The 22,041-nt window shown below is 72.3% G+C and carries 17 protein-coding genes; 8 read left to right on the top strand and 9 right to left on the bottom strand.

Going from position 1 to position 22,041, the window contains the following annotated elements; all coding sequences use genetic code 11:
* Nucleotides 1-193 precede the first annotated feature (193 nt).
* The gene (locus ABTZ17_RS28855; protein ID WP_352198684.1) at nt 194-559 is read left to right on the top strand and encodes a PRC-barrel domain-containing protein; all 366 of its coding nucleotides are present in this window, start codon (nt 194-196) and stop codon (nt 557-559) included.
* An 85-nt stretch (nt 560-644) separates the two neighbouring features.
* Here the strand turns inward: ABTZ17_RS28855 and ABTZ17_RS28850 are convergent, their stop codons facing one another.
* The 7 genes from ABTZ17_RS28850 to ABTZ17_RS28820 all read right to left on the bottom strand — a co-directional run bounded on the left by ABTZ17_RS28850 (nt 645) and on the right by ABTZ17_RS28820 (nt 8,872).
* Nucleotides 645-2,408: a BCCT family transporter gene (locus tag ABTZ17_RS28850; protein ID WP_502994883.1), complete on the bottom strand. Its 1,764-nt coding sequence runs from the start codon at nt 2,406-2,408 to the stop codon at nt 645-647.
* A gap of 165 nt (nt 2,409-2,573) precedes the next feature.
* On the bottom strand, nt 2,574-3,017 hold the full coding sequence (locus ABTZ17_RS28845) for a PPOX class F420-dependent oxidoreductase (RefSeq protein WP_352198683.1): 444 nt from the start codon (nt 3,015-3,017) through the stop codon (nt 2,574-2,576).
* A 148-nt stretch (nt 3,018-3,165) separates the two neighbouring features.
* Nucleotides 3,166-3,786 carry an RICIN domain-containing protein gene (locus ABTZ17_RS28840; RefSeq protein ID WP_352198682.1) on the bottom strand — a complete coding sequence of 207 codons (621 nt, stop codon included), beginning with the start codon at nt 3,784-3,786 and terminating at the stop codon, nt 3,166-3,168.
* A gap of 32 nt (nt 3,787-3,818) precedes the next feature.
* Entirely contained in the window at nt 3,819-4,418 is a 600-nt protein-coding gene (locus tag ABTZ17_RS28835; RefSeq protein ID WP_352198681.1) for an RICIN domain-containing protein, read from the bottom strand.
* Nucleotides 4,419-4,479: 61 nt separating this feature from the next.
* Entirely contained in the window at nt 4,480-6,018 is a 1,539-nt protein-coding gene (locus tag ABTZ17_RS28830; RefSeq protein WP_352198680.1) for an AbfB domain-containing protein, read from the bottom strand.
* Between the two features lie 566 nt (nt 6,019-6,584).
* Complete coding sequence (locus tag ABTZ17_RS28825) at nt 6,585-8,231, bottom strand: trypsin-like serine protease (RefSeq protein ID WP_352198679.1); 1,647 nt, start codon at nt 8,229-8,231, stop codon at nt 6,585-6,587.
* Nucleotides 8,232-8,350: 119 nt separating this feature from the next.
* Nucleotides 8,351-8,872 carry a hypothetical protein gene (locus tag ABTZ17_RS28820; RefSeq protein ID WP_352198678.1) on the bottom strand — a complete coding sequence of 174 codons (522 nt, stop codon included), beginning with the start codon at nt 8,870-8,872 and terminating at the stop codon, nt 8,351-8,353.
* A 623-nt stretch (nt 8,873-9,495) separates the two neighbouring features.
* Between ABTZ17_RS28820 and ABTZ17_RS28815 the strand changes: the two genes are divergently transcribed.
* Nucleotides 9,496-12,864, top strand: coding sequence for an ALF repeat-containing protein (locus ABTZ17_RS28815; protein WP_352198677.1), 3,369 nt, complete (start codon nt 9,496-9,498; stop codon nt 12,862-12,864).
* Between the two features lie 229 nt (nt 12,865-13,093).
* Here ABTZ17_RS28815 and ABTZ17_RS28810 read toward each other — a convergent pair whose 3' ends face one another.
* Both ABTZ17_RS28810 and ABTZ17_RS28805 read right to left on the bottom strand, forming a co-directional pair.
* Entirely contained in the window at nt 13,094-13,654 is a 561-nt protein-coding gene (locus tag ABTZ17_RS28810) for a DUF6817 domain-containing protein (RefSeq protein ID WP_352198676.1), read from the bottom strand.
* A gap of 113 nt (nt 13,655-13,767) precedes the next feature.
* Complete coding sequence (locus ABTZ17_RS28805) at nt 13,768-14,178, bottom strand: RidA family protein (protein ID WP_352198675.1); 411 nt, start codon at nt 14,176-14,178, stop codon at nt 13,768-13,770.
* A gap of 440 nt (nt 14,179-14,618) precedes the next feature.
* On the opposite strand from ABTZ17_RS28805, the gene ABTZ17_RS28800 reads away from it, so the two are divergent.
* From ABTZ17_RS28800 to ABTZ17_RS28775, 6 genes are all read left to right on the top strand, one after another.
* Complete coding sequence (locus ABTZ17_RS28800; RefSeq protein WP_352198685.1) at nt 14,619-15,356, top strand: pyridoxal phosphate-dependent decarboxylase family protein; 738 nt, start codon at nt 14,619-14,621, stop codon at nt 15,354-15,356.
* Complete coding sequence (locus ABTZ17_RS28795) at nt 15,314-16,024, top strand: pyridoxal phosphate-dependent decarboxylase family protein (protein ID WP_352198674.1); 711 nt, start codon at nt 15,314-15,316, stop codon at nt 16,022-16,024. Before ABTZ17_RS28800 ends, ABTZ17_RS28795 begins: the two co-directional genes overlap by 43 nt.
* A 338-nt stretch (nt 16,025-16,362) precedes the next feature.
* Nucleotides 16,363-17,319 carry a sulfotransferase family protein gene (locus ABTZ17_RS28790; RefSeq protein ID WP_352198673.1) on the top strand — a complete coding sequence of 319 codons (957 nt, stop codon included), beginning with the start codon at nt 16,363-16,365 and terminating at the stop codon, nt 17,317-17,319.
* The gene (locus ABTZ17_RS28785; RefSeq protein ID WP_352198672.1) at nt 17,316-18,557 is read left to right on the top strand and encodes a cytochrome P450; all 1,242 of its coding nucleotides are present in this window, start codon (nt 17,316-17,318) and stop codon (nt 18,555-18,557) included. The genes ABTZ17_RS28790 and ABTZ17_RS28785 overlap by 4 nt, the downstream gene beginning before the upstream one ends.
* Nucleotides 18,558-18,878: 321 nt before the next feature.
* A complete protein-coding gene (locus ABTZ17_RS28780) occupies nt 18,879-20,147 on the top strand; it encodes a M23 family metallopeptidase (RefSeq protein ID WP_352198671.1) in 1,269 nt (422 codons plus the stop codon).
* Nucleotides 20,148-20,332: 185 nt separating this feature from the next.
* Nucleotides 20,333-21,862 carry a molybdopterin-dependent oxidoreductase gene (locus ABTZ17_RS28775; protein ID WP_502994884.1) on the top strand — a complete coding sequence of 510 codons (1,530 nt, stop codon included), beginning with the start codon at nt 20,333-20,335 and terminating at the stop codon, nt 21,860-21,862.
* Nucleotides 21,863-22,041: the final 179 nt, after the last annotated feature.

Genomic DNA, 22,041 nt, shown 5'->3' with positions numbered 1-22,041 from the left:
GGCCGGACCCGTATCACGGGTCCGGCCACCACCCTTTTCCGTGTCCGCTCCGACCGATTCGGTCCAGCGGAAAAGAGACGGAATGCATCGTGAATGGAACGGGGAAAGCCGGGCACCGGATCTTTCGAGAAGATATGAAAGCACGGACGGGTCAGGTGATTCACCGACCCCTCATCCGAAGGAGTTCTTCGCCATGACCGAGAACATGTGGAGCTACCAGCAGACCACCCACCGGGTCGCGTCCACGGACCTGACCGGTTACAAGGTCGAGGCGACCGACGGAAGCATCGGCAAGGTCGACAAGCACTCCGACGAGGTCGAGGACTCCTACATCGTGGTCGACACCGGCGTCTGGATCTTCGGCAAGGAGGTCCTCCTCCCCGCGAGCACCGTCATCCGCATCGACGAGACGGAGCAGAAGATCTACGTCGACCGGACCAAGGACCAGATCAAGGACGCCCCCGAGTTCCACCGCGACAAGCACCTCGGCGACCCCGACTACCGCAACGACCTCGGCACCTATTACGGCGTCGCCGGCCCCCTCGGCGGCCCCTTCTGACCGGGGCGGCGCACGGTGCGCGAAGGCCCGGGGGCCACCACGACGATCGTGGTGGCCCCCGGGCCTTCGTACACGCCGCTGGTGCTCAGGAGGTCGAGGGCGGATTCCGGTCCTCGGGGTCCTTCGGATCGGTGGGGACGGGGCCGCGGTCGGTGGGGCGCGTCGGGCCGATGCGGATCTCGAAGCCCTCGTCGTACCGGTCGTGGCCGGCGATCACGGCCTCCTCCACCACCTCCTCGGCGAGTTCGCCGCGCACGATCAGCGGGTCCCGGCGCAGGTCGCGCATCAGGGCCCAGCACATGCCGATCATCACCAGGACGAACGGGGCCGCGACGAGGATCGTCAGGTGCTGGAGGCCCGCGAGGGCGTCGCCCTTGCCCTCGCCGACCAGCAGCATCACGGCGGCGACGCCACCGGTGACCACTCCCCAGAAGACGACGACGAGCCGGGACGGTTCGAAGGTGCCCTTCTGGGACAGGGTGCCCATGACGATCGAGGCCGCGTCCGCACCGGACACGAAGAAGATGCCGACCAGGATCATCACGAGCAGGCTCATCACGCCCGCGAGGGGGAACTCCTGGAGCACACCGAAGAGCTGCGCCTCGGGGGTGGTCGCGTCACCGAGGCTGCCCTGCTGCTTCAACCGCATCGCGGTGCCGCCGAAGATGGCGAACCAGACCAGGCTCACGGTGCTGGGGACCAGGATGACGCCGCCGATGAACTGGCGGATGGTGCGCCCCCGGCTGATCCGGGCGATGAACATGCCGACGAACGGCGTCCACGAGATCCACCAGGCCCAGTAGAAGACCGTCCAACTGCTCAGCCAGTCGGCGACGTCACCGCCGCCGGGGGACGCCTCGGTACGGCCCATCAGCTGGGGCAGTTCGTCGAGGTACGCGGAGAGGGAGGTGGGGATCAGGTCGAGGACCAGGATGGTGGGTCCGGCGACGAACACGAAGAGGGCGAGGACGACCGCCAGCACCATGTTGGTGTTGGACAGCCACTGGATGCCCTTCTCCACGCCCGAGACCGCGGAGAAGACGAAGCAGACGGTCAGGACGGCGATGACGGCGACGAGCAGTCCGGTCCCGGCCTTCGTCAGCCACCCGACCTCCTGCATGCCGCTGCCGATCTGGAGCGCGCCCAGGCCCAGGGAGGTCGCGGAGCCGAAGAGGGTGGCGAAGATCGCCAGGATGTCGATGACGCGTCCCGGCGCTCCCTCGGCACGCTCCTTGCCGAGGAGCGGGACGAAGACGGCGCTGATCGTCTGGCGCCGGCGCCGGCGGAAGGTGCTGTAGGCGATGGCCAGGCCGACGACCGCGTAGATGGCCCACGGGTGCAGGGTCCAGTGGAAGAGGGTGGTGGCGAGCGCCGTCTGCATGGCGTCCGCGGAGTCGACGGGCGCGGTGCCCGGCGGCGGGTCGCTGTAGTGCGCGAGGGGTTCGCTCACGCCGTAGAACATCAGGCCGATGCCCATGCCGGCGCTGAACATCATGGCGATCCAGGAGACGGTGCTGAACTCCGGCTTCTCGTGCTCCTGGCCCAGCTGGATCCGTCCGTACCGGCTGATGGCGAGCCAGATCGCGAAGACGACGAAGCCGGAGGCCGCCAGCACGAACGCCCAGCCGCCGTTGTGCATCAGACCGTTCAGCAGGGTGTCCGAAACGTTCTCCAGCGATTCGGTGGCCGTGACGCCCCAGATGACGAAGCCCAGGGTGAGCACGGCCGTCACGCCGAAGACCACCTGGTCGGTGACGGGGGCCTTGTCCTCATGGGGGTGGCGGCCGGGCAGCGCGGCCTCCACGGGCAAGCGGAGCTTCTGCTCCGCTGTGGGTTTCTCCTGGGACACGGGTGACACCTCTCGCGATCATGGCCGGAACTGTCCTCTCGTATCCGGTACCACGCCGCACACTCGTGTGACGCGCACCACACCGCCCATCGGTGGTCACGCCCGCCCCGCCCGCTCCGGCCGCTTCGGCCACGCTGCGGCCCAGGTGCCCGACCGCGAGGGCGGTCAGGGGGCGGGTGTGGGGCCTCCGGGGCGGAAGCGTTCCACGCCGATGATGTGGCGCACCTTGAGCGGGCTGACGATCACCGCGACGCGGCGCTCTCCCGGCATCGTCCACGGGTAGTCGGCGCCCAGGTACTTGCGTGCCATGCGGTCCATCCGGTCGTGGGCTTCCCGGCCCTCGATGAAACGGGTCACCACGCCGCTGATCTGTACGCGGTCGTAGGGGTCGGTGGTGTCGGCCTGCGAGAGGTAGACGCGGGGGTCGCGGCGGAGGTTCTCCTCCTTCACCCGGCCCACCGAGGTGTTGAAGGTGAGCTCCCTCTCTCCTTCCAGGTCCACCCACATCGGGCTGACCTGGGGTGCTCCATCAGCGAACACGGTGCCGACGTACCAGATGTGGGGTGCCCTCAGCCGGGCGCGGACGGCTTCCTCGAGAGTCGCGGTCATCCCGGCAGGGTACCTGCGGCGTCCCGGCCGACGCCGGGAACGGCGGAGGCGGCGCCGGTGCCACGGGGTGGGCGGGCCTCGTCGTCCTGGTCGGAGCGGGCGGGCGCGGCTCCGCCGGGGTGCGGTCGCGCACCCCGGCGGAGTCGGCTCACTTGACCTTCTCGACCTTCCACAGCTGGGCGTCACTGCGGTTGCAGGTCCACAGCTGGGTCTTGACGCTGTCCTCCTTGGCGCTGCCGGGGACGTCGAGGCACATGCCGGGGGCGTTCATCGGCTGCACCTCGTACAGCTTGCGGACGTGGTCGACGAGGTTCAGCTGCCAGCGCTGGTGGGCGCCGCGGCCGCAGGTCCACTGGTCGATGACGGCGCGTTCCTGGGTGCTCTCGGACTGCACTTCGAGGCACTTGCCGCTCGTGACGGAGCGCAGTTCGAAGCCGCCTTCGGGGGCGGCGACGGCGGCCCACTTCTGGGCGTCGCCGTCGTGGCAGGTGAACTGCTGGATCCGGACGCCGTCCGCGCCCCAGGCGCCCTCGACGTCGAGGCACTTCTGACTGGCGGCGGAGACGAGCCGGATGACGGTCTGGGGCATGGCGGCGCGGTTCTCGGCGGCCAGGGCGGCGCCGGCGGCTCGGGCGGCCGCGCCGGCGGGGGTACGGGTGGCGGTCGGGCCGGGGGTGTCGCCGCCGCTGGCCTGGACGGCGGTCGCGGTGCCGGCGAGCACGGCGGCGGTGGCCCCGAGGGCAAGGGCGGCCCGGGAGATCTTGAACATGTGGGTTCCGTTTCCTCTCGTGTCAGGGGGTGTCAGGCGATGGCGAGCGGGGCGATGCGCCACTGCTGGGCCGCCGTGCCGTTGCAGGTCCACAGGCGGACGGCGGCGCCGTCGTCCTGGCTGGAGGTGGTGACGTCGAGGCAGAGCTTGCCGGTCGTCGGGAGGTGGGCCGGGACCAGCTCGTAGAAGTCGTTCTCGATGTCGGTCAGGATCAGGCGCCACTGCTGGTTCGGCTGCCCGCTCAGGCACCAGAACTGCTGCGCGCTCGTGCCGGAGGTGGTGCCCCAGCCCTGTACGTCCAGGCACTTGCCGGAGTGCTCGAAGCGGAGCTCGAAGGTGCCGGCGCCGGTGGGGACCAGCTGGATCCGCTGGTTCGGGGCGGTGGCGGTGCACGGGGACTGCACGAGGCCGACGCTGTTGCGCAGGGAAGCCTTGGGGATCGTGAGGCACTGGCCGCTGTGCCGGGCCTTGATCTGCAGGGCGGTCGGGGTGCCGGCGGCGGCGGTCCCGATGCGCGGGGAGGCTTCGGTGGTGCTCTGCGGGGTGTGCTGGGGTGCGGCGAGGAGGAGTCCGGCCGCGAGGGCGGCGGTGCCGGTGCCGATGGCCAGGGCGGATCGCAGGATCCGGGACATGGGGAGTTCCGTTCTTCTTCGTTCGGAAGGAATCAGGCGGCGGGGTGGTGGGGCCGCGCGGTCAGCGGGCGAGGGGGTCCGAGATCTTCCAGGAGGCGTCCTGGCCGAAGTCCGTCGCCGTGTCGAAGCGGTTCGAGCCGCCCGACGCGGCGCCTGCGAAGAGGTCGCCCCAGTGCTGCCGCAGGAAGCGTCCGGGCTGTGCCGCCGATTCGAAGGAGGTGCCCGAACCGGACAGGCCGGGCTTCGCGCACCAGGTGGCGTCCTTGCGGAACTGCGCGCTGTCGTCGCTCGCCGTCATCCGGACCCGCAGCTCGTGCTGGGCCAGGTAGTGGCCGGGCTTGCGCGACGACTCGAAGGAGTAGCAGCCCGCTTCGCCGCCGAGGCCGGGGACGACGACCCAGGTCGCGTCCTCGCGGTCCGCCTGGGGTGAGGTCGCGGACACCGGCGCGAGGAAGACCTCGCCCTCGTCGGTGGAGGACTGGCGGACCACGAAACCGGGGTGTCCGGCCGCCGGGGCCAGGGTCTGGCGCTTGGCCCGGTACTGGTTGGCCTCCTTGAGGAACTCCGCGACGTCCTCGTCCGTGCCGGCGAGGGCCTTCTTCGCCTCCGCGACGAGGTTCGGGTGTACGCCGGTCTTCTCCGCGGCCGCCTGGACCTGGAGCGCGAGCAGGCGGTCGGCCTCCGCGATCTTCTTGCGGCGCGCCTCGTCGTCCTGCTTGTACGCGGCCTCGGCGCCGGTGTGGAGGTAGGCCTTCCACACCGCCGGGTCCGAGCTGAGGACCGCGCGCCGGCCGGCCGCGTACAGCTCGCTCGACTGCGTGTCGGCGGGCGCGATGCGCAGCAGTTCGCGGATGAAGTTGTCGTCGGCGAGGGCGAGCATCGCCGCGGACGGGGTGATGCGGAAGAGCGCGGCGGCGTTGGTCCGCGCCGCGAGCTCCTTGCGGCGGGCGGCCTCGGCGGCGTCCTTCTCCGCGAGTTCCCTCAGCTCGCGGTCCACGTCGCGCTGGTGGGCGTCGCGGGCTCCGCTGATGATGAAGGCGTGCCAGGCCGGCGCGTCCTCGGCGAGGGCCTTGGCGGCGGCCGCGCGGACCTCGGGGCCCGAGGCGGCGTGCCGCATGACGGCGCGGATGAAGTTGTCGTCGCCGAGGTCCAGCAGGTCCGGGGTCGACGGGATCCCGACGACGATGAGGACCTGTGCCTTCGCCAGGCGGGCGGCCCGGGCGGCGTCCGCCTTGTCCTTCTCCCGCTGCTTGTCCACGGCGTACGCGGTGTGGATGCCGGTGACGATGAACGCGACGTGGTCGGCGTCCCGCCGGCTCGCCATCGCGGTCTCGGCGGCGAGGCGCACCGATTCGAACGTCGCTCCGCCGTCGCGGGCCTTCTGCCACAGCGCGAAGACGAAGTCGTGGTCGCTGAGGAGCAGTACGTCCGGAGACGGGTCCAGGCGCACCACGGCGGCGGCGTCCACGCGCTGCTTGTCGTCCGTCCCGATGCCGGCGGCCGCGGCCACGGCGCCGGTCGGTGTGGCCACCACGATCAGTGGTGCGGCGACGCCCGTCACGGCGGCCAGCGCGGTCGCGGTCACGAGCCCGCGCGTCATGGCCCTGCCTCTGCGGGCGGAGCTCTGGTGGCTCTTCTTCATGCCTTTTCGGTTTCCCCCTGCTCGTGCCGCTTCCGGTTCCCCCCGGGAGCGGCTGGTCGGGCGGCAGTCTTGAAGATCACCACAAGGGCGTCAAAGTGGAATATGAGGCTCCTTCCCGCCGGAGCAGGGAGGTGACGGAGTAGGGGACGAAATGACGTCACCAAGTGGCCGAAAGGGCGCTTGCGGTGCGGCCAGGGCGCATACCGATCGGTAGGAATGGCCTATTCCGTTCGGTGTGCGGGAGCGGAGTCGGCCCTGAATTGCAGGGATTCCGGAGGTCATGGCCAGGCATACACCGCCCGATGTGGCCCAAGGCACACCGGTATGCGGCACTTTTTCAGCGGGGCAATATGCGCGGCGATTCGGCCACCCGGGACGACCTGTGTCCCTGTGGCGACGCCTCCGGGAGAGCGCGCTCGGGGGCACGGCGGTGCGCGGGGGCATGGCCGTGCGCGGCGACGCCACTGCCCGACCGTCGGGCCCGGTGAAGGGTCCGACGGTCGGGCGCGTGGGTCGATCCGGGGTCAGAGCGTGGCGGCGAGAGCGATGCCACCGAGGGGTGCGGTCGGGGTGCCCTGGAGGGTGGGGACCGTGACCGGCCGGGTGAACATCGAGCCCGCGGTGTTGCGGGTGGTCTCGACGATCCGGTTGTCGCCGGTGGTGAAGGCGAAGTGGACGTCGTGCTCCATGCCGCCCGCCGCCACGGACTTCACCGTGATGTTGCCGAGGTGGGCGGTCAGTTCCCGGAGCTGGGTCCAGGAGCCGCTTTCCAGACGGGCGACGTGGTACTGGCGCGTTCCGTTGTCGGTGGCGAAGACGACGTGCGCGTTGGTGGCCTGACCGGCCATGGCCAAGGAGGCGATCGGCCCGGTGGATCCGATGGCCTGAGCCAGGTCGCCCCACACCGACCAGTGGCCCGCGGTGGTGCGCAGCGTGTGGAAGGCCTTGCCTCCGGTGACGGCGATCACCTGGAGCCGGCCGGCGGTGTTCGCGGTGGCGATGGAGGTCACGCCGCTGATGGGGCTGCTGACGGAGGCGACGTCGCCGAAGGGCGCCCAGGAACCGTCGGCCCGGCGCACGGTGTGGAAGACCTTGCCGCCGGCCACCGCGACGAGCTGCATCTCGGAGCCGGTGGAGACCGCGGAGACCTGGGTGACGTCCGTGAGGGTCCCGGCCACACCGAAGACGTCACCGAAGGGCTTCCAGGTGCCGTCCGGGTTGCGGACGGTGTGGTAGATGCGGCCGTTGGTTCCGAGGGCCACCACGTGGGTGTCGGCGTTGATGCCCGCGACGGTCGCACTGCGGATGCCGCCGATGTTCCCGGCCTTGGACTGGACGTCGGTGAAGCCGGTCCACGAGTTGTCGGCCAGGCGGATCCCCTGGTACAGGGTGGTGCCCGCCTGGACGACGGCCTCCGACTTCCAGCCGAAGGTGGACGAGCGCACCTCGGCGGCCCAGGAACGCAGGTCGTCGGCCCGGGCGGAGACGGCGCCGGTACGGGTCTCGCCGGCGGGCGCGGCGTAGCAGCCGCCCTGCCAGGAACGGCTGTTCACACCCACGAGGAGGCCGGCGGCGTTGAACAGCGGACCGCCGGTGTCGCCCTTGCAGATGGCGTCGGTGCCCTTGCCCGTGACGGCGAGCGTGGTGGCGGCGACGGTGTTGGTCGTGAACGTGCCGGTGTGGAGCTTGTCGGGCACCCACTCGGTCTTCGTGCGCCCGAACCCCGCCGCGGTGAGGTCGTTACCGCCCGCGGGGGCGTCCTGGGCGATCCTGGCCCACGGCAGGCCCGTGGAGGAGCCCGAAAGACGGCCCAGGGCCAGGTCGCGGTCGGCGCGGGGCACGAGCTCGACGATCTCCAGTACCTTGCCGTCGGCCAGGGTGACGAGGGACTTCAGCGCCGGCTTGCCCGCGGGGACCGCGGTGCCGGGGGTGTCCGCGAAGCAACTGGCGGCCGTGATGATCCAGTTGTCGTCGAGCAGCGCCCCCGTGCAGCCGCGGGAGTTGGTCTCGTCGCCGACGACCAACTTCACCACGGCCTTGTTCTTGAACTCGTCCGGCGCCTCGGGACCGGTCAGGGCGACGGCGGGAGCCGACGTGACCAGACCGGCGACGACGGCGGTGGCGGACAGCAGACCGAGGGTCCGGGCCGGACGCGGACGGGGTACGCGCATGATTCTTCCTTCGGTGAAAGGGGTGCGTGGAGGAGTGGTTCGGGTGGTGGCGCCGACCGTGGGCGGGTCGGAGCCGGCCGTCGGCGGTGCGGCGCACCCCCGACGGGCCACGAGGAGCACTACTTGGAGGTCCGGATCTCCATGAGCATGAAGTCACGGCCCTGCTCGTCGGCGCTCTCGCCCACCGCGGTCCAGGAGTTCTTGGTGATGTCCCAGGACTTCTCCTCCGCACCGACCTTCATGTCGACCCGGGCGGCGTAGTCGTTGCCCTTGATCACGAAGACCGAGGGGATCTCGAGGGTCAGGTAGCCGGCGCCGGTGACGCGGAAGCAGATCTTCTCCTTCGAGCGGGACCAGACCTCCAGCAGGTTGGCCGCGCTCGCGCAGTCCGCGAGGAGGATGTGGCCGGAGCCGCGCTTGAGGGTGATGTTCTGCTCCGTGAGGATCTTGTCGGCGTTCGGGTAGCCGAAGTCCTCGATGGCGTAACCGGGGCCCTCCTCCGCGATCCGCTGCATCGCGACGCTGTCGGCCGTGGCCGCGTCCGTCGCCGGGGCGCCCACACCCGTCGCGGCGAACCATGCCAACGCTCCGGCCGCCGTGGCGGCCGCCATCACGCGGACGAGCTTCCTGTGTGCCTTCATCCCTACCCCAGTCTTCGGTTCTTCGGTGCTTTGGTTCCGGTGACGCCCCGGAAGTTCCCCTGCGGATGCGAAGGCGGTGATCCACCGGGAAAGAGTGGCAGCAGAAGGGCGCACGAACTCTTCCCGGAAGCCCCCGACTTCCGGGCTGGATCTAACCCCGGAACCCGTGCGGAAATCAAGTCCTCGAAAAAATCGGTCCGTCCATCCTTCCATGAATGAATGGTCCGGTCCAGTGCGTCTTTCACGGCCGCTCTTCCGACCCGCCCCCGGCATTCTTCGAAGCCCGGCGCCCTCCATGTCGTCAGAATTCGAGTGCCTCAGGTCACACGACGAGACGGCAACGGCCAGCCATCTGGTGCGGTTCAAGGGGGATTTGGACCGCTTCACACCCGGCTCGGTGGCTCACATCGATCCATCCAAGTGGCTCGAATAAACTCTGGTTGATTGTCAATCATCTACCGTATGGTCAAAGTCGACCGTTCAGCGTAGGGTCAGGGCGGCGCGACTCCCGGACCTCGCCTCAGGCAATGCATGGTCCGGCCGATTCCCGCGCGCCTCTCCCTTGCGCCGCGGCCGTTCCGCATTCCCTCGCGGCGAAGCCATGCCGAAAGCGAAGGACCGTTTTGGACACCATTTATTGGAGCAGGCGGCGTATTCTCGGCGCCCTCGCGGCCACCGCGGCCGTCGTGACCACCTCCAGCCTCGTGCTCAACCCCACGGCCGCCTGGGCCGACACGCCTCTCCCGGAGGCCGACCCCTTCACGCTGCCCGACACCGACCGGGCGAAGGTCGTCAAGGCGTGGGTGCTGGGCGGGCCCGCCGTACGCGCCGCCGCGGCGACCGCTCTGGCGGGCTCCGACGCCGACGTACGGCACTTCCTCGCCGTCAAGCTCGACTCCGAGACCGCCGTGGACGCCCGTGCCTCGCTCCTGAACAGCCTCGCCGTGGCCGGCAAGGGGACCCGACGCGAAGCCACCGCGGCCCTCAACGGAGGCGACACCACCGTCACCGCCTTCCTCGCCGGCGGCTTCAGGTCCGCGCACCTGGAGGACCTACGGGTGGCTGCCGCCACCGTGATCTCCACCGGCGGGAAGGCCGTGACCAAGGCCGGTAACGCCGCCCTGGACAGCGGATCCGCGGCCGCGCTGGAGAAGTTCCTCACCACGGACCAGTTCACGGCCCGGCTGGAGGACATGCGGGTCGAGACCGCCAAACTGCTGGTGCTCGCGGGCCCCGAGGTCCAGAAGTACGCCAACCGGGCCCTGTCCGGCGGCGAAGCCGACGTCGAATGGTTCCTGGAGACCGGTCAGCACATCGCGCGCGCCCGCGACCAGGAACGCTCCAGGATCGAGGAACTCGTCGCCGTCGCCGAGCGCGAGGGGAAGACCGCCGAGGCCAAGACGAAGCAGGCCGAGGAAGCCTGTGCCCGCGCGGTGGAGGCCTCGCTCAAGGCCAAGGAGGCCGCGGAGACCGCGGAGGCGGAGGCGCGCGCCGCCGAGAACGACGTCGTCAAGGCGGCACGGGCGGCCCGCAAGGCCGCCGAGGCCGCCAAGGGCGCCTCCGACGCCGCACGCATGGCCACCAACGCCGCGAACGCCGCCATCCTGGCCGCGCGGCGCGCCGCGAACGCGGCCATGGCCGCAGGTCAGGCGGCGGCCGCGGCCGGCAGCGCCGCCGGCCGGGCCTTCCGCTCCGCCATCGCGGCCTCCGAGAACCAGGACAAGGCAGACCAGGCGAACGCGGACGCCGCATGGTGCCGGAAGATCGCGGCACGGGCCCGCCTCACGGCGGACCAGGCCGAACTGGCCGCCGACGCCGCGCAGGCCGCCGCCAACGTGGGATCCGCGGCGGCAGGCGCGGCCCGCCGCGCGGCCGCCACGGCGGAATCGGCCCAGCGGTCCGCCGAGCACTCCGCCGGTGTCTCCGAGGCGGAGGCCGCCGAAGCCATCCGTCAGGCCCGCATCGCCGACGCCAACGCACGCATCGCCACCAACGCCGCGGGCACGGCACAGGCCCTCGCGAACGCGGCCGCCACCTCCGCGCGCAACGCCCGCGACGCCGCCTACAGCGCGGCCGCCCACGCGGAGAAGGCAGCGGAAGCCGCCGAGTGGGCCGTCAGGTACGCGGGCCAGGCCGTCGACTTCGCGAACAAGTCCACGGAGTTCGCCAACGAGGCCACCAGGGCCGCCGACCTGGCCACCAACGCCGTGATCGAAGCGGTGCGGGTGGAGCAGGAGGCCCGCGACGCCGAACTCCGGCGCCTCGACCACGACACCGAGCGGGCCATCGAGGAGGCCCGGATGTTCGCCCAGGCCGAGAGCCGCGAACGGACCCGTACCGAGGCCAAACGCAGCCAGACCGAGCAGACCGCCCAGGCCACGAAGGACCTCATCGCCCAGGCGGAATCCGCCTTGCGGGCCGGCGACCTCGCGACGGCCGCCACGAAGGGCCGCCAGGCCGCCATCGCGGTCATGGACGCGCACGGCATCTGGTCGCGGGAGGCCGCACAGTTCGCGCTGGCCGGCACGGATGCCGACGTCCACGCCTGGGTCGACAGCGACCGGCAGATCGCACAGCGCCAGGACGACCGCGAGTCCACCGTCCACCTCGCCAAGGTCTCCCCCTCCAGGGTCGCCTTCGCCGCCGTCGCCGCGCTGGACAGCGACGCCCCCGACGCCGCGGGCACGTTCCTGCGCACCGGAGCAGTCCAGGCGGCGGGCATGGACAACCGGGTCGTCGTCGCCCGCATCCTCGCGGACCAACCCGGCCGCGCCGTCACCGCCGCGGCCAACGCGGCACTGGACGCCGGCACCCCCGAGGCCCTGTACGCCTTCCTCCACGGCACCTACGAGAAGGCCCAACAGGAGGACGACGCGGTCGCGGTGGCGACCCTCCTGCAGACCGCGGGCCCCTACACCAAGGCCCACGCCCAGGCGGCCCTGCAGGGACCCGCCTGGATGCGCCGGAAGTTTCTCGCCTCCGTCCGGTTCCAGACGGCCCAGCTCGACCACGACTTCGCCACCCACGTCGCCGCCATGCAGGGGGCCATCGCGGGTGCCGCGAAGATCGCCGACAAGGCCCAGGAGGACGCCGCCCGGGCCCAAGCGGCCGCCGCGACCGCCCGCAAGGCGGGCCAGGAGGCCGAGGTCTGGGCGGGCAAGGCCGTCGAGGCGGCGGCTCGTGCCGACGTCGCCGCCCAGAAGGCGGACAGGTTCGCGGACCAGGCCGAGACGTCCGCGCGCGACGCCCAGGCCGCGGCAGCCAGGGCGCGACAGGCGGCGGCGAACGCCCGCTACGCCGCCCGCTCGGCGAACTACTCCGCCAACCAGGCCATCGCCTCGGCCCGGAGCGCCCGCGTGTCGGCGACCCAGGCCAAGGCGTACGCGGTCCAGGCCCGCGCCTCGGCCATCGCGGCGGGCCGGAGCGCCGCGGCCGCGGCGGGCGAGGCCGGGGCGGCGCACCTGGAAGTCGTGCAGAAGCGCGAGAAGGAGGACCGGAGGGAAGCCGAGTACGCCGCGCAGGTGATCGCCGCGGCCGAACAGGCCAAGACGAACCCGGCGGACGCCCCCGAGCACGACAAGGTCCGGTGGGGCGTCCGTGTCTCGACCTGGCAGGACTGGGCGCACGACACGCACGACCTGGCCTTCTTCGCGAGCGTGGGCGCCGTCGGTGCCGGCGTCGCCGGTGTCCTGGCGGGCCTGACGGTCGGCGGCATACCACTGGCCCTGGAGCTCTCCGGCGTGGCACTCGTGCTCAGCGCCAGTGCCGTCGTGCTCGACTTCGCGAACGTGTTCTTCACCGGCATGGGCTACGGGATCGGCAGCAAGGAGTTCCGGACGTCCGTCGGGATCGCGGGCCTCAGCCTCGTCACCTTCGGCAAGGGGCGGGTGATCGCCCATCTGGCGGACGACGTACCGCACATCGCCAAGGAGCTGACCAACGCGGCCTACGACGGATTCAGCGCGATCATGAACCGGCTCACCAAGCACTGAGCGGGTCCGGAGTGCGTGTCCCTGACGGACCGGCACCGTCGTGCCGGTCCGTCAGGGCGTCCCGCACCGCGGGTCGCCCGGTGCACGCCGTCGTGCACCTGCCGGCCGGTGGCGATCTTCGTCTTGCCGGCGAAGGTGTGCCCTTGTCGGTGCCCGCCCGGCGCCGGACGGCTCCGCCGGTGTCCCGGGCCAGGAGGTCGGCGCGGGCGGGCGTGTGCACCCGGGGCGGTCAGCCCAGGACCTCGTTCACCTCACGGACCGTGGCCTCCGACAGGAGCGGGGCCCAGCGCGTGAAGAGGGCGAGGAGATCCGCGCCGTTGCGCTCACGGAAGGAGGCGTTCACCTTGCACAGGTCGAGTTCGTTGGCCACCGTCAGCTCGGCGAAGTCCCGGCGCTGCCGGACGCTCGGGGTGAACTCCTCGCCCGTGAAGCGGTCCCGGAAGGTGACCGGCTCCCCGTCCGCCGCCGCGAGCGTGGGGTAGGAGGCCTTCCGGTCGCAGCTGGCGTAGAAGTAGACCAACTCCTCCGCCTCCGTGCCGATGGCCTCGACCAGACGATCGCGCTCGGAGAGTTCCAGGAGGCTGATCGGAAGACCGTCGGTGCCGTAGAAGGCGTGGCACAGTGCCGCGGCCCGCAGGACGGGGCGTCCGCCCCAGGCGCCGATCAGCGCCTCCACGCGCCGGAGGTGGGTCAGGAGCGTCCCCCCGGAGTGCTTGGTGCTCTCGGCGCCCGATTCCTTGAGCAGCGCGATCGCCGGGGTGTCGGTGCGCGTTTCTTCACTGTGCATCATGCACACATCATGCCGAGGTCGTCCGTACGGGGTCGGCCGGGACCGCGATGCGGACGGCGGGGGTGTCGTCGGGCGGTGCCGAGCCGGGGCGGAGGCGGGGCCGCGTCGTTCGGTCAGTCGGGCAGGGCCACGGTGAGATCCACCTCGACGAGCTGTCCGGTGTAGCCCAGCTGAGCGACGCCCAGGAGCGTGCTGGCGCTGGTGAACGCCGCTCCGAGCGCCGACTCGGTGAGCCTGCCCCAGGCGACTCCGAGGTCATCCCGGTCGTCGCTCCGCACGTAGATCACCGACCGCACCACGTGGTCCGGTCCGGCGCCCGTGGCTCCCAGCGCCGTGAGCGCGTTCGCGACGACCTGGTCGACCTGCGCCTCCAGGGAACCGGCCCCGACGAGACGGCCGTTCCCATCCAGAGGGCACTGTCCCGCCAAATGTGCCGTACGCCCCGCCTCCACCACGGTGATGTGGTGGTACCCGGGTGTCGGGTGCAGCTGCTCGGGATTGATGCGAGTGATCCTCTGTGTCATGCCCGCGAGTCTGCCCGGCCCGCCGCCGCCTCGCACCGGGGTTTCGCCACCGGCGGGCACGCGGAACCGACTTCGGCGGGGGTGATGGCATCCGCACCGGCGGGGGTGTGCGCGGTGAGGAATCGGACGAACCGCTCCCGGCCGGCCCGGTCCAGGCCGTCGTCGGGAGGGCACGCGAGGGAGTCGGGCCGGCTCCGTTCCTCGTGCGGGAGCCGCGCCGGGCCGCCGGCGCTCCCGGCCCCGGCCGGAATGCGGCGGGCCGAAACGGGAGCTTGTCACCTCCGCGAAAACCCCGCAGGGTGACTAGGTGGACACGATCAGCGACGGTGTGGAGGGCGGCGCGGCGGCGCCCCCGGGTGGCGAGGCCGACGCCTCCCTGACGCTGCCCACCGAAGTGGTGGCCGGCTTGGGCCGGCGGGTGTGGGAGCTCGTCTCGGGGCATCTCGGTCGCGGAACCGACGGGGCACCCGTGGCCTCGCCTGACGCGCCGGCCGAGGCCGCGCGGCTGCGCCGCGAACCGTTGCCCGAGGCGCCCGTGGGCGATCCGCTCGCGCTGGTGGACGAGGTGGGGCGATGGCTCACCGGGGGGGAACGCGCACCCGGACCATCCGGACTTCCTCGCGTTCGTACCGGCTCCGGGCACCGTCACCGGCGTCCTGGGAGCGACGCTGGCCACCGGGTTCGCGGTGCCGACGGGCTGGCGGTTCACCGGGGAGGTCTCCGGCGCGGTCGAATCGGCCACCGTGCGGTGGCTGGCCGAACTGTTGGGGCTGCCCCCCGGCACGTCCGGACTGTTCGTGTCCGGGGGGTCCACCGCCAACCTCACCGCCCTGACGGCGGCGCGCGACGCCCTCGTCGGCACCGAGGCCCGGGGCGCCACCGCCTACTTCTCCGACCAGACGCACTTCTCCGTACCCCGGGCCCTCCACCTCCTGGGGATCGGAGAGGACCGCGTCCGGATCCTGCCCTCCGACGCGCACCGGCGGATCCGGCTGGCCGAGCTGCGCCGGCGGGTGGCCGAGGACCGCCGGAGGGGTCTGCGTCCCTTCCTCGTGGTCGCGAACGCGGGCACCACGGCCACCGGCGACGTCGACCCGCTGCCCGAGCTGGCCGCCTTCTGCCGGGCCGAGGGCCTGTGGCTGCACGTGGACGGCGCCTTCGGGGCCCCGCCGCGCTGACCGGGCACGGGCGCCGGATCCTGGCGGGCCTGGCCGAGGCGGATTCGGTGAGCGTCGATCCGCACAAGTGGCTGTTCCAGCCCGCCGGGACCGGCTGCGTGCTGCTGCGCGACCCCGCCCTCCTGACGCGCGCGTTCGGCGTCGGCCTCCCCGGGTACCTGGAGGCGGGAGCGGGTGGGAAGGGTGCGGAGGACGACGGGGTCGACTTCCTGCACTGGGGGGTGGAACAGACCAGGGAGTTCCGGGCCCTGCGCCTGTGGCTGTCGCTGAAGGTGTTCGGCGCGGACGCGTTCCGCGCCGCCGTGCGACGGGGCCTGGACGCGGCCGAGGACGTCGCCTCGTACATCGCCTCCCACCCCGCCGGCCTGGAGGTGGTGACGGGGCCCTCGCTGGCCGTGGTCACCTTCCGTGGACCGGTGGCCCTCGCGGGGCGGGCCCCGCTCTCGCCCGAGGACGGCGACAGGCTGGTGGACGAGATCTGCGGTGAGCTGCGTTCGGAGGGGCGGGCCATGGTCGTCGGGGTCACCGTGGGCGGCCGCCGGGTCTTCCGACTGTGCCTCGTCAACCCGCGGGTCGAGGGCGCGCGGGTGCGCGGCGTGGTGGACCGCATCGCGGAGTCGTTGACGGCTCGCGTCGCGTCGGCCGAACCGGCCGGGGGGCACACGTGAGCGGGGGCGTTTCTTCACCGACGGAGCGCTCGGGCAGCGGGTACGAACCCACCGCCCCTGCCCGGCTCGATGCCGACGACCTGCGCGCCGAGGCCGTGCGGTCCACCGGCCTGACGGACTTCGGGGCGCCCGGTGCGCCCGGTGCGCCCGGTGCGCGAACGGCTGATCATCGGATGGCCGGGGAGCGGACGGCTGATGAGTGGTCGGCCCTGGAGTCGCTCGTCGGGGCGCTGGAGGGTGAGGGCCGGTTGAGCCCGGCGGGCCGGGCCGAGGCTCGGGAGGCCTTGCTCCGTGCGCTCCGGACCCGGTTGTGGCTGCGGGCGTCGCCGGAACCGAGCGTGGATCACGGGCCGCCCGTCGTCCTCATCGGACTGCCCCGAACCGGCAGCACCGTGCTGCACCGGCTCCTCGCCCGGCATCCGGCCCTGCACGCCCCACGCCTGTGGGAGTTGCCGGCCCCCGTGAGCCCGCCGGGAGCCGGGGTGGGCGACCTGATCGCGGACGCCGAGCGGCACGTGGCCGACCTCGTCCGGACCGCGCCCGAGCTGGCCCGCATTCATCCCACGGGGGCGCGGGAGCCGGAGGAGTGCGAGCACCTGATGAACACCGACTTCCGCAACAGCGTCCTCGCACTGATCAGTTACCGGATCCCCTCCTACGCCTCCTGGCTCGCCGAGCAGGACCTGACGGCCGCCTACGCGCTCCACCGGACCCAGCTCGCCCACATCCTGGCCAGGCGACCGGCGCCCGCGGGCTCCCGCCTCGTCCTGAAGAGTCCGGGGCACCTGTGGCACCTGCCGGCGCTGGACCGGGCCCACCCGGGCGCGCGGTACGTCGTCCTCGAACGCGAACTCGACGCGGCGATCGGCTCCGTCTGTGGTCTCGCGTCCGCGGCCCGGCGCAAACGCAGCGCCGAGGTCGACCCCGTGGAGATCGGCCGGGAGATGACCGCCGCCACGCACACCGGTCTGGCCAGGATGCGGGCCTTCACCGGCGATCCGTCCGTCGCCGACCGCTGCCTGACCGTCCGCTTCACCGATCTGGTGGCCGATCCCGTCGCCACCACCGCACGCGTACTGGTCTGGCTGGGGCTGCCAGCGGACGAGGCCCTGCGCCGGAGCTGGCAGGAACACCTCACGCGCAACCCCCGCCCCGAGCACGTCCATCCCCGAGCGGTCTGCGGCCTGCCGCCGTCGGCCCCTCTCGCCGGCACCGGCGGGAACGGGCACGGGGGGAGCCGCCACGGTCACGCCGGCGACCGCGACCGCGACCGCGAAATGAAGGGCACGTCATGACAGCGGTACCCGCTCGCCCCGACCGGTTGCCGCCCGCCCTGCCGTACCCCTTCGACCGGGCCCACTGCCTGTCGCCGCTGCCCCACACCCGGCTCCTGGCCGATCCGGAGCCGGCCCGCATCACCCTGCCCAGTGGCGATCCGGCCCGCCTCGCCGTCCGTCACGCCGATGTCGTCCGGGTGCTCACCGACCGCCGGTTCAGCCGTCGGGCCCTGCACACCACTCCCGGCGCGCCCCGGTGGACGCTCGCGGACCGCGACGAGCCCAGCCTCCTGGGCCTCGACCCGCCGGACCACACCCGGGTCCGGCGGCTCTGCGCCCCCGCGTTCCGCCGCGAGGGCGTCGACGGGCTTGCGCCCTCGGTCGAGGCCCACGTGCACCGGCTGCTGGGCACCGTCCTGGCCGCCGGAGCCGGCGGGAACCCCGTCGACCTGCGCGCCTCGTTCGCCCTCCCCCTGGCCGAGACCGTCCTGTGCGAGGTCCTCGGGATGGGCTCGGAGCACCGCGCGCCGCTCACCGAGTGGACCCGCCGCAAGCTCTCGCTGACCTCGCTGCCCCCGCGACAGGCCCGTGCCGGCCACGAGGCGCTGCGCGCCCACTGCGCGGACCTGCTCTTCGCCCCGCGCGCCGTCGACGCCCTGCTCCCGGGCGGTCTGCTCCACCGGCTCCGCGACGCCCACACCGCCGGCGAGATCAGCCGGCCCGAGCTCCTGGCCATCACCGTCAACCTGCTGGTCGCCGGACACGCCACCACCGCCGCCACCCTCACCAACGGCCTCCTGGCCCTCCTCAACCACCCTGACCAGTGGCAGGCGCTGCGCACGGACCGGAAGCTCCTGGGACCGGCCGTCGAGGAGATCCTGCGCTTCGACACCATCGCCGATGTCGGACTCCCCCGCCTCGCCGTGGCGGACGTGACCCTTGGTTCGACCAGGATCAGGGCCGGGGAAGCGGTCGTGCCGTCCCACGCGCACGCCGGACGCGACCCCGCCGTCTTCGACCGCCCGGACACCTTCGACATCACCCGCCCACCGGGCCCGCACCTCGCCTTCGGGCACGGCCCCCACCGCTGCATCGGCGCCGGCCTGGCACTGCTGGAACTCCGGACCGCGATCGGCGCCCTCGTCGAGCACGCGCCCGCTCTCCGTCTCGCGGAACCGGCGACCGCGCTCCCCTTCCCCGGCGGCTCCCTGATCGGCGGCGTCAGCCGCCTGCCCCTCCTCGTCCACGGAACCTGAACCGGTCGCGGAACAAGCGCCGGTGGTGGGCGGTCGTGACCACGGATGGCAGCCGTACCGAGGGCGTGCCAGCATGGAGGAGGAAGCCGATCGGGCCCCCGGGCCGCCCGCTCGCGGTCCACACGCGCCGATGGGATCGTCACCACCGGCCGCCCGGCCATGCGAGGTGTGGTGATGGACGTGCGACGCTCCCCTGCTCCCTCCGACCCCTCCGGCTCCTCCGATCCGTCGCGTTCAACGGACCGGCGGGGCGCTGAACGGAGGGCGCGGCCCCGTGGGGGACGCGGGCGGGCCCGCGCGCTGACACCGGCCGCGGCGATCGTGGCCGTCCTGCTCGTCGCCGGGTCCACGTCCGCGGCAGGGGTGTCCCCCGGCCCCACGGCGCAGGTCGCGTCCACCGGGGCGCGGGCCGCCGTGGTCGTGCCGGACAGCTTCACTCCCGTGGTCGTGACCCCGATCAGCGAGCCGACCTTCCCCTGGCGGGGCAGCGACGGCAAGTACCACGTCTCCTACGACCTCCAACTCACCAACGCCTCTCGGCTGCCGGCCACGCTCACCCGGGTGGAGGTGGTCGACGCGGCGGACCCCGACTCCGTCGTCACCACCCTCAACCGACGCCAACTGGTCGATCCGGACTGTGAGTTCGGCGCGTGCAACCTGTTGCGGACGCTGCCTTCGTCGAACGCCCCCGACACCGTCATGGCCCCGGGCCAATCCCGCGCCCTGCTAGTGGACCTCACCTTCGACTCGCTCGACCAGGCGCCCTCCGAGGTCATGCACCGGCTGTTCGTCACGGGCCAGTCCTCACCGCCCGCCGCGGAAGCGAGCCCGATCGACTACCTGGCGGCGCCCTTCGACATCTCCTCCGGCGAGCCGCGCGTGATCGGGGCCCCGCTCCGCGGCGACGACTGGGTGGCCGCGAACGGGTGCTGCGGCACCGGCAGTCCGCACCGCCCGTCGCTCAACTCGTTGAACGGGAAGCTCGGCAACTCGCAGCGCTTCGCCATCGACTGGATGAAGCTCACCGACGAGGGCACCTTCCGCAGCGGCGACAAGACGAGGAACGAGAGCTACGCGGACTACGGCGAGGCCGTGTACGCAGTCGCCGACGGCACCGTCAGTTCGACCCTCGACACGGTCGAGGCCGGCACCCCCGGCATCCTCCCGGCCGACGACCCCGTGCTCGGCCCGAAGCTCACCCTTCAGAACGTGGACGGGAACCACGTCATCCAGGATCTCGGCGGTGGCGTCTGGGCCATGTACGCCCATCTGATCAAGGGCAGTCTGCTGGTCGAGCCGGGGGACCGGGTGACGAAGGGCCAGAAGATCGCGGAGCTCGGCAACACCGGCAACTCCAACGCCCCTCACCTGCACTTCCAGCTGATGGACGACCCCTCGCTGCTGGAGGCCGACGCGGTCCCGTACGTGATCGACCGTTTCACCTACCAGGGGCAGATCCCGTACCCGGCCTGGATCGCCACCGACAACTACCTCAGCGGCACCTTCCTCCAGGGCAGGCTGCCCGAGGCCCAGCCCCGCACCGACGAACTGCCCCTCGTGCTGTCCGTGGTGAACTTCCCGCAACCGTGACGCACACCGTCCGTCCCACCTGCGCCTGAGGGTCCTGACGGTCCTGAGGACCATGGCACCCGAGCCGCCGCCACTTCACTCTTTCGGGGGTCGTACCCATCCGCCGGGCGGCGGGCGCCGAATGCCGGGATGTGAGCAACTTCCGCAGGACCCTCTCCCGTGTCGCCCGTGGCGGCGCGGCCGGTGTGTTGGCCGCGTTCAGCTCCCTGGCGGTGGCCGAGTTGGTCGCGGGTCTGGTGCGGCCCGCGGCCGGGCCGGTGACGGTGGTCGGCGGTGCGGTCATCGACCGGACGCCGGCTCCGGTGAAGGACTTCGCGATCCGTACCTTCGGCGAGAACGACAAGGTGGTCCTGCAGCTCGGGATCCTCGCGGTTCTCGTCCTCTTCGCCGTCGCGCTGGGTGTTCTCGCGCTCTACCACCGGCGAGCCGGCGCGGCGGGCGTGCTGCTGTTCGGGATCGTCGGGGCCGTCGCCGCGCTGGGCCGCCCGGATTCCACGGGCATCGGTGACGCCCTGCCCTCGATCGTCGGGGCCGTGGCGGGGGCGTTCGCCCTGTACGTGCTGGCGGGGAAGGCCGTCCCGGACCGGGCGCGGGAAGCCGAGGCGGGCCGGGACGGCGACGGGCGGTGGAACAGGCGCGGGTTCCTGGCCGCGGCCGGCGTGACGGCCGCGGCTGCCGCTTCGGCCGGGGCCCTGGGCCGGTACTTCACCGGTCGCCGGGGCGAGGGAGCCGTCGCCTCGCGCGCGAACCTGGTGCTCCCGGCGCCGATGTCCCCCGCGCCCGCGGTGCCGGCAGGGGTGCAGTTGAAGGTGGCCGGGATCAGCCCCTTCACCACGCCCAACCGCGATTTCTACCGCGTGGACACCGCCCTGTCCGTCCCGAAGGTGGACGCGGGCACCTGGCGGCTGCGGATCCACGGCCGCGGCGTGCCGCGGCCCCGGACGTACGGCCTCGACGAGCTCCTGGCGCGTCCCCTGATCGAACGGGACATCACGCTGACCTGCGTCTCCAACGAGGTCGGCGGCCCGTACATCGGCACGGCCCGCTGGCTGGGCGTGCCCTTGGCCGGGCTCCTGCGAGAGGCGGGGGTGCGGCCCCCGTCCGAGGGGGGCGCGGCCGATCAGCTGGTGGCGCGGTCCGTGGACGGGATGACCCTGGGCTCGCCGGTCGAGGACGTCATGGACGGGCGGGACGCGATGCTCGTGGTCGGCATGAACGGAGAACCGCTGCCGTTCGATCACGGATTCCCCGTCCGGATGCTCGTCCCCGGCCTGTACGGGTACGTGTCGGCCTGCAAGTGGATCACCGACATCGAGCTCACGACTTTCGACGCGTACGACCCCTACTGGGTCAAGCGCAAGTGGGCCCGGCGGGCTCCGATCAAGACGCAGGCCCGGATCGACACCCCCAAGCCCTTCGCCCGGCCCGACGCCGGCACCGTCACCATCGCCGGCGTGGCGTGGGCCCAGCACCGCGGCATCACCCGCGTCGAGGTCCGGATCGACGACGGCCCGTGGGAGCAGGCCGATCTCGCCCCGCAGGCGTCCGTGGACACCTGGCGCCAGTGGTCCCGTCCCTGGCGGGCCACCCCCGGCGGACACACGATCACCGTCCGCGCCACCGACGGCACCGGCCAGGTCCAGACCGAACAGCGCGCCCGCACCATCCCCGACGGAGCGAGCGGCCGACACAGCGTCTTCGTCACCGTCCCCTAGACCTCCGGACCGGCCCACGGGTCGGGTCCGGCAGCACGACCACTTCCTTCGACACCCGATTTCGAGAAATCCCTTCGAGGAGAACCCGATCATGAACAGCCTGAGGATCCGTCGTACCGCCATCGCCGTCGTCACGGCCGCGCTGCTGCCCCTCACCCTGACCGCCTGCTCCGACTCCG

Source organism: Streptomyces sp. NPDC097619, assembly GCF_040302735.1.
In the GTDB taxonomy this organism is placed as follows: Bacteria; Actinomycetota; Actinomycetes; order Streptomycetales; family Streptomycetaceae; genus Streptomyces.
The sequence above is the reverse complement of the archived record's forward strand: the minus strand, read 5'-3'. Positions and strand labels throughout refer to the sequence as shown.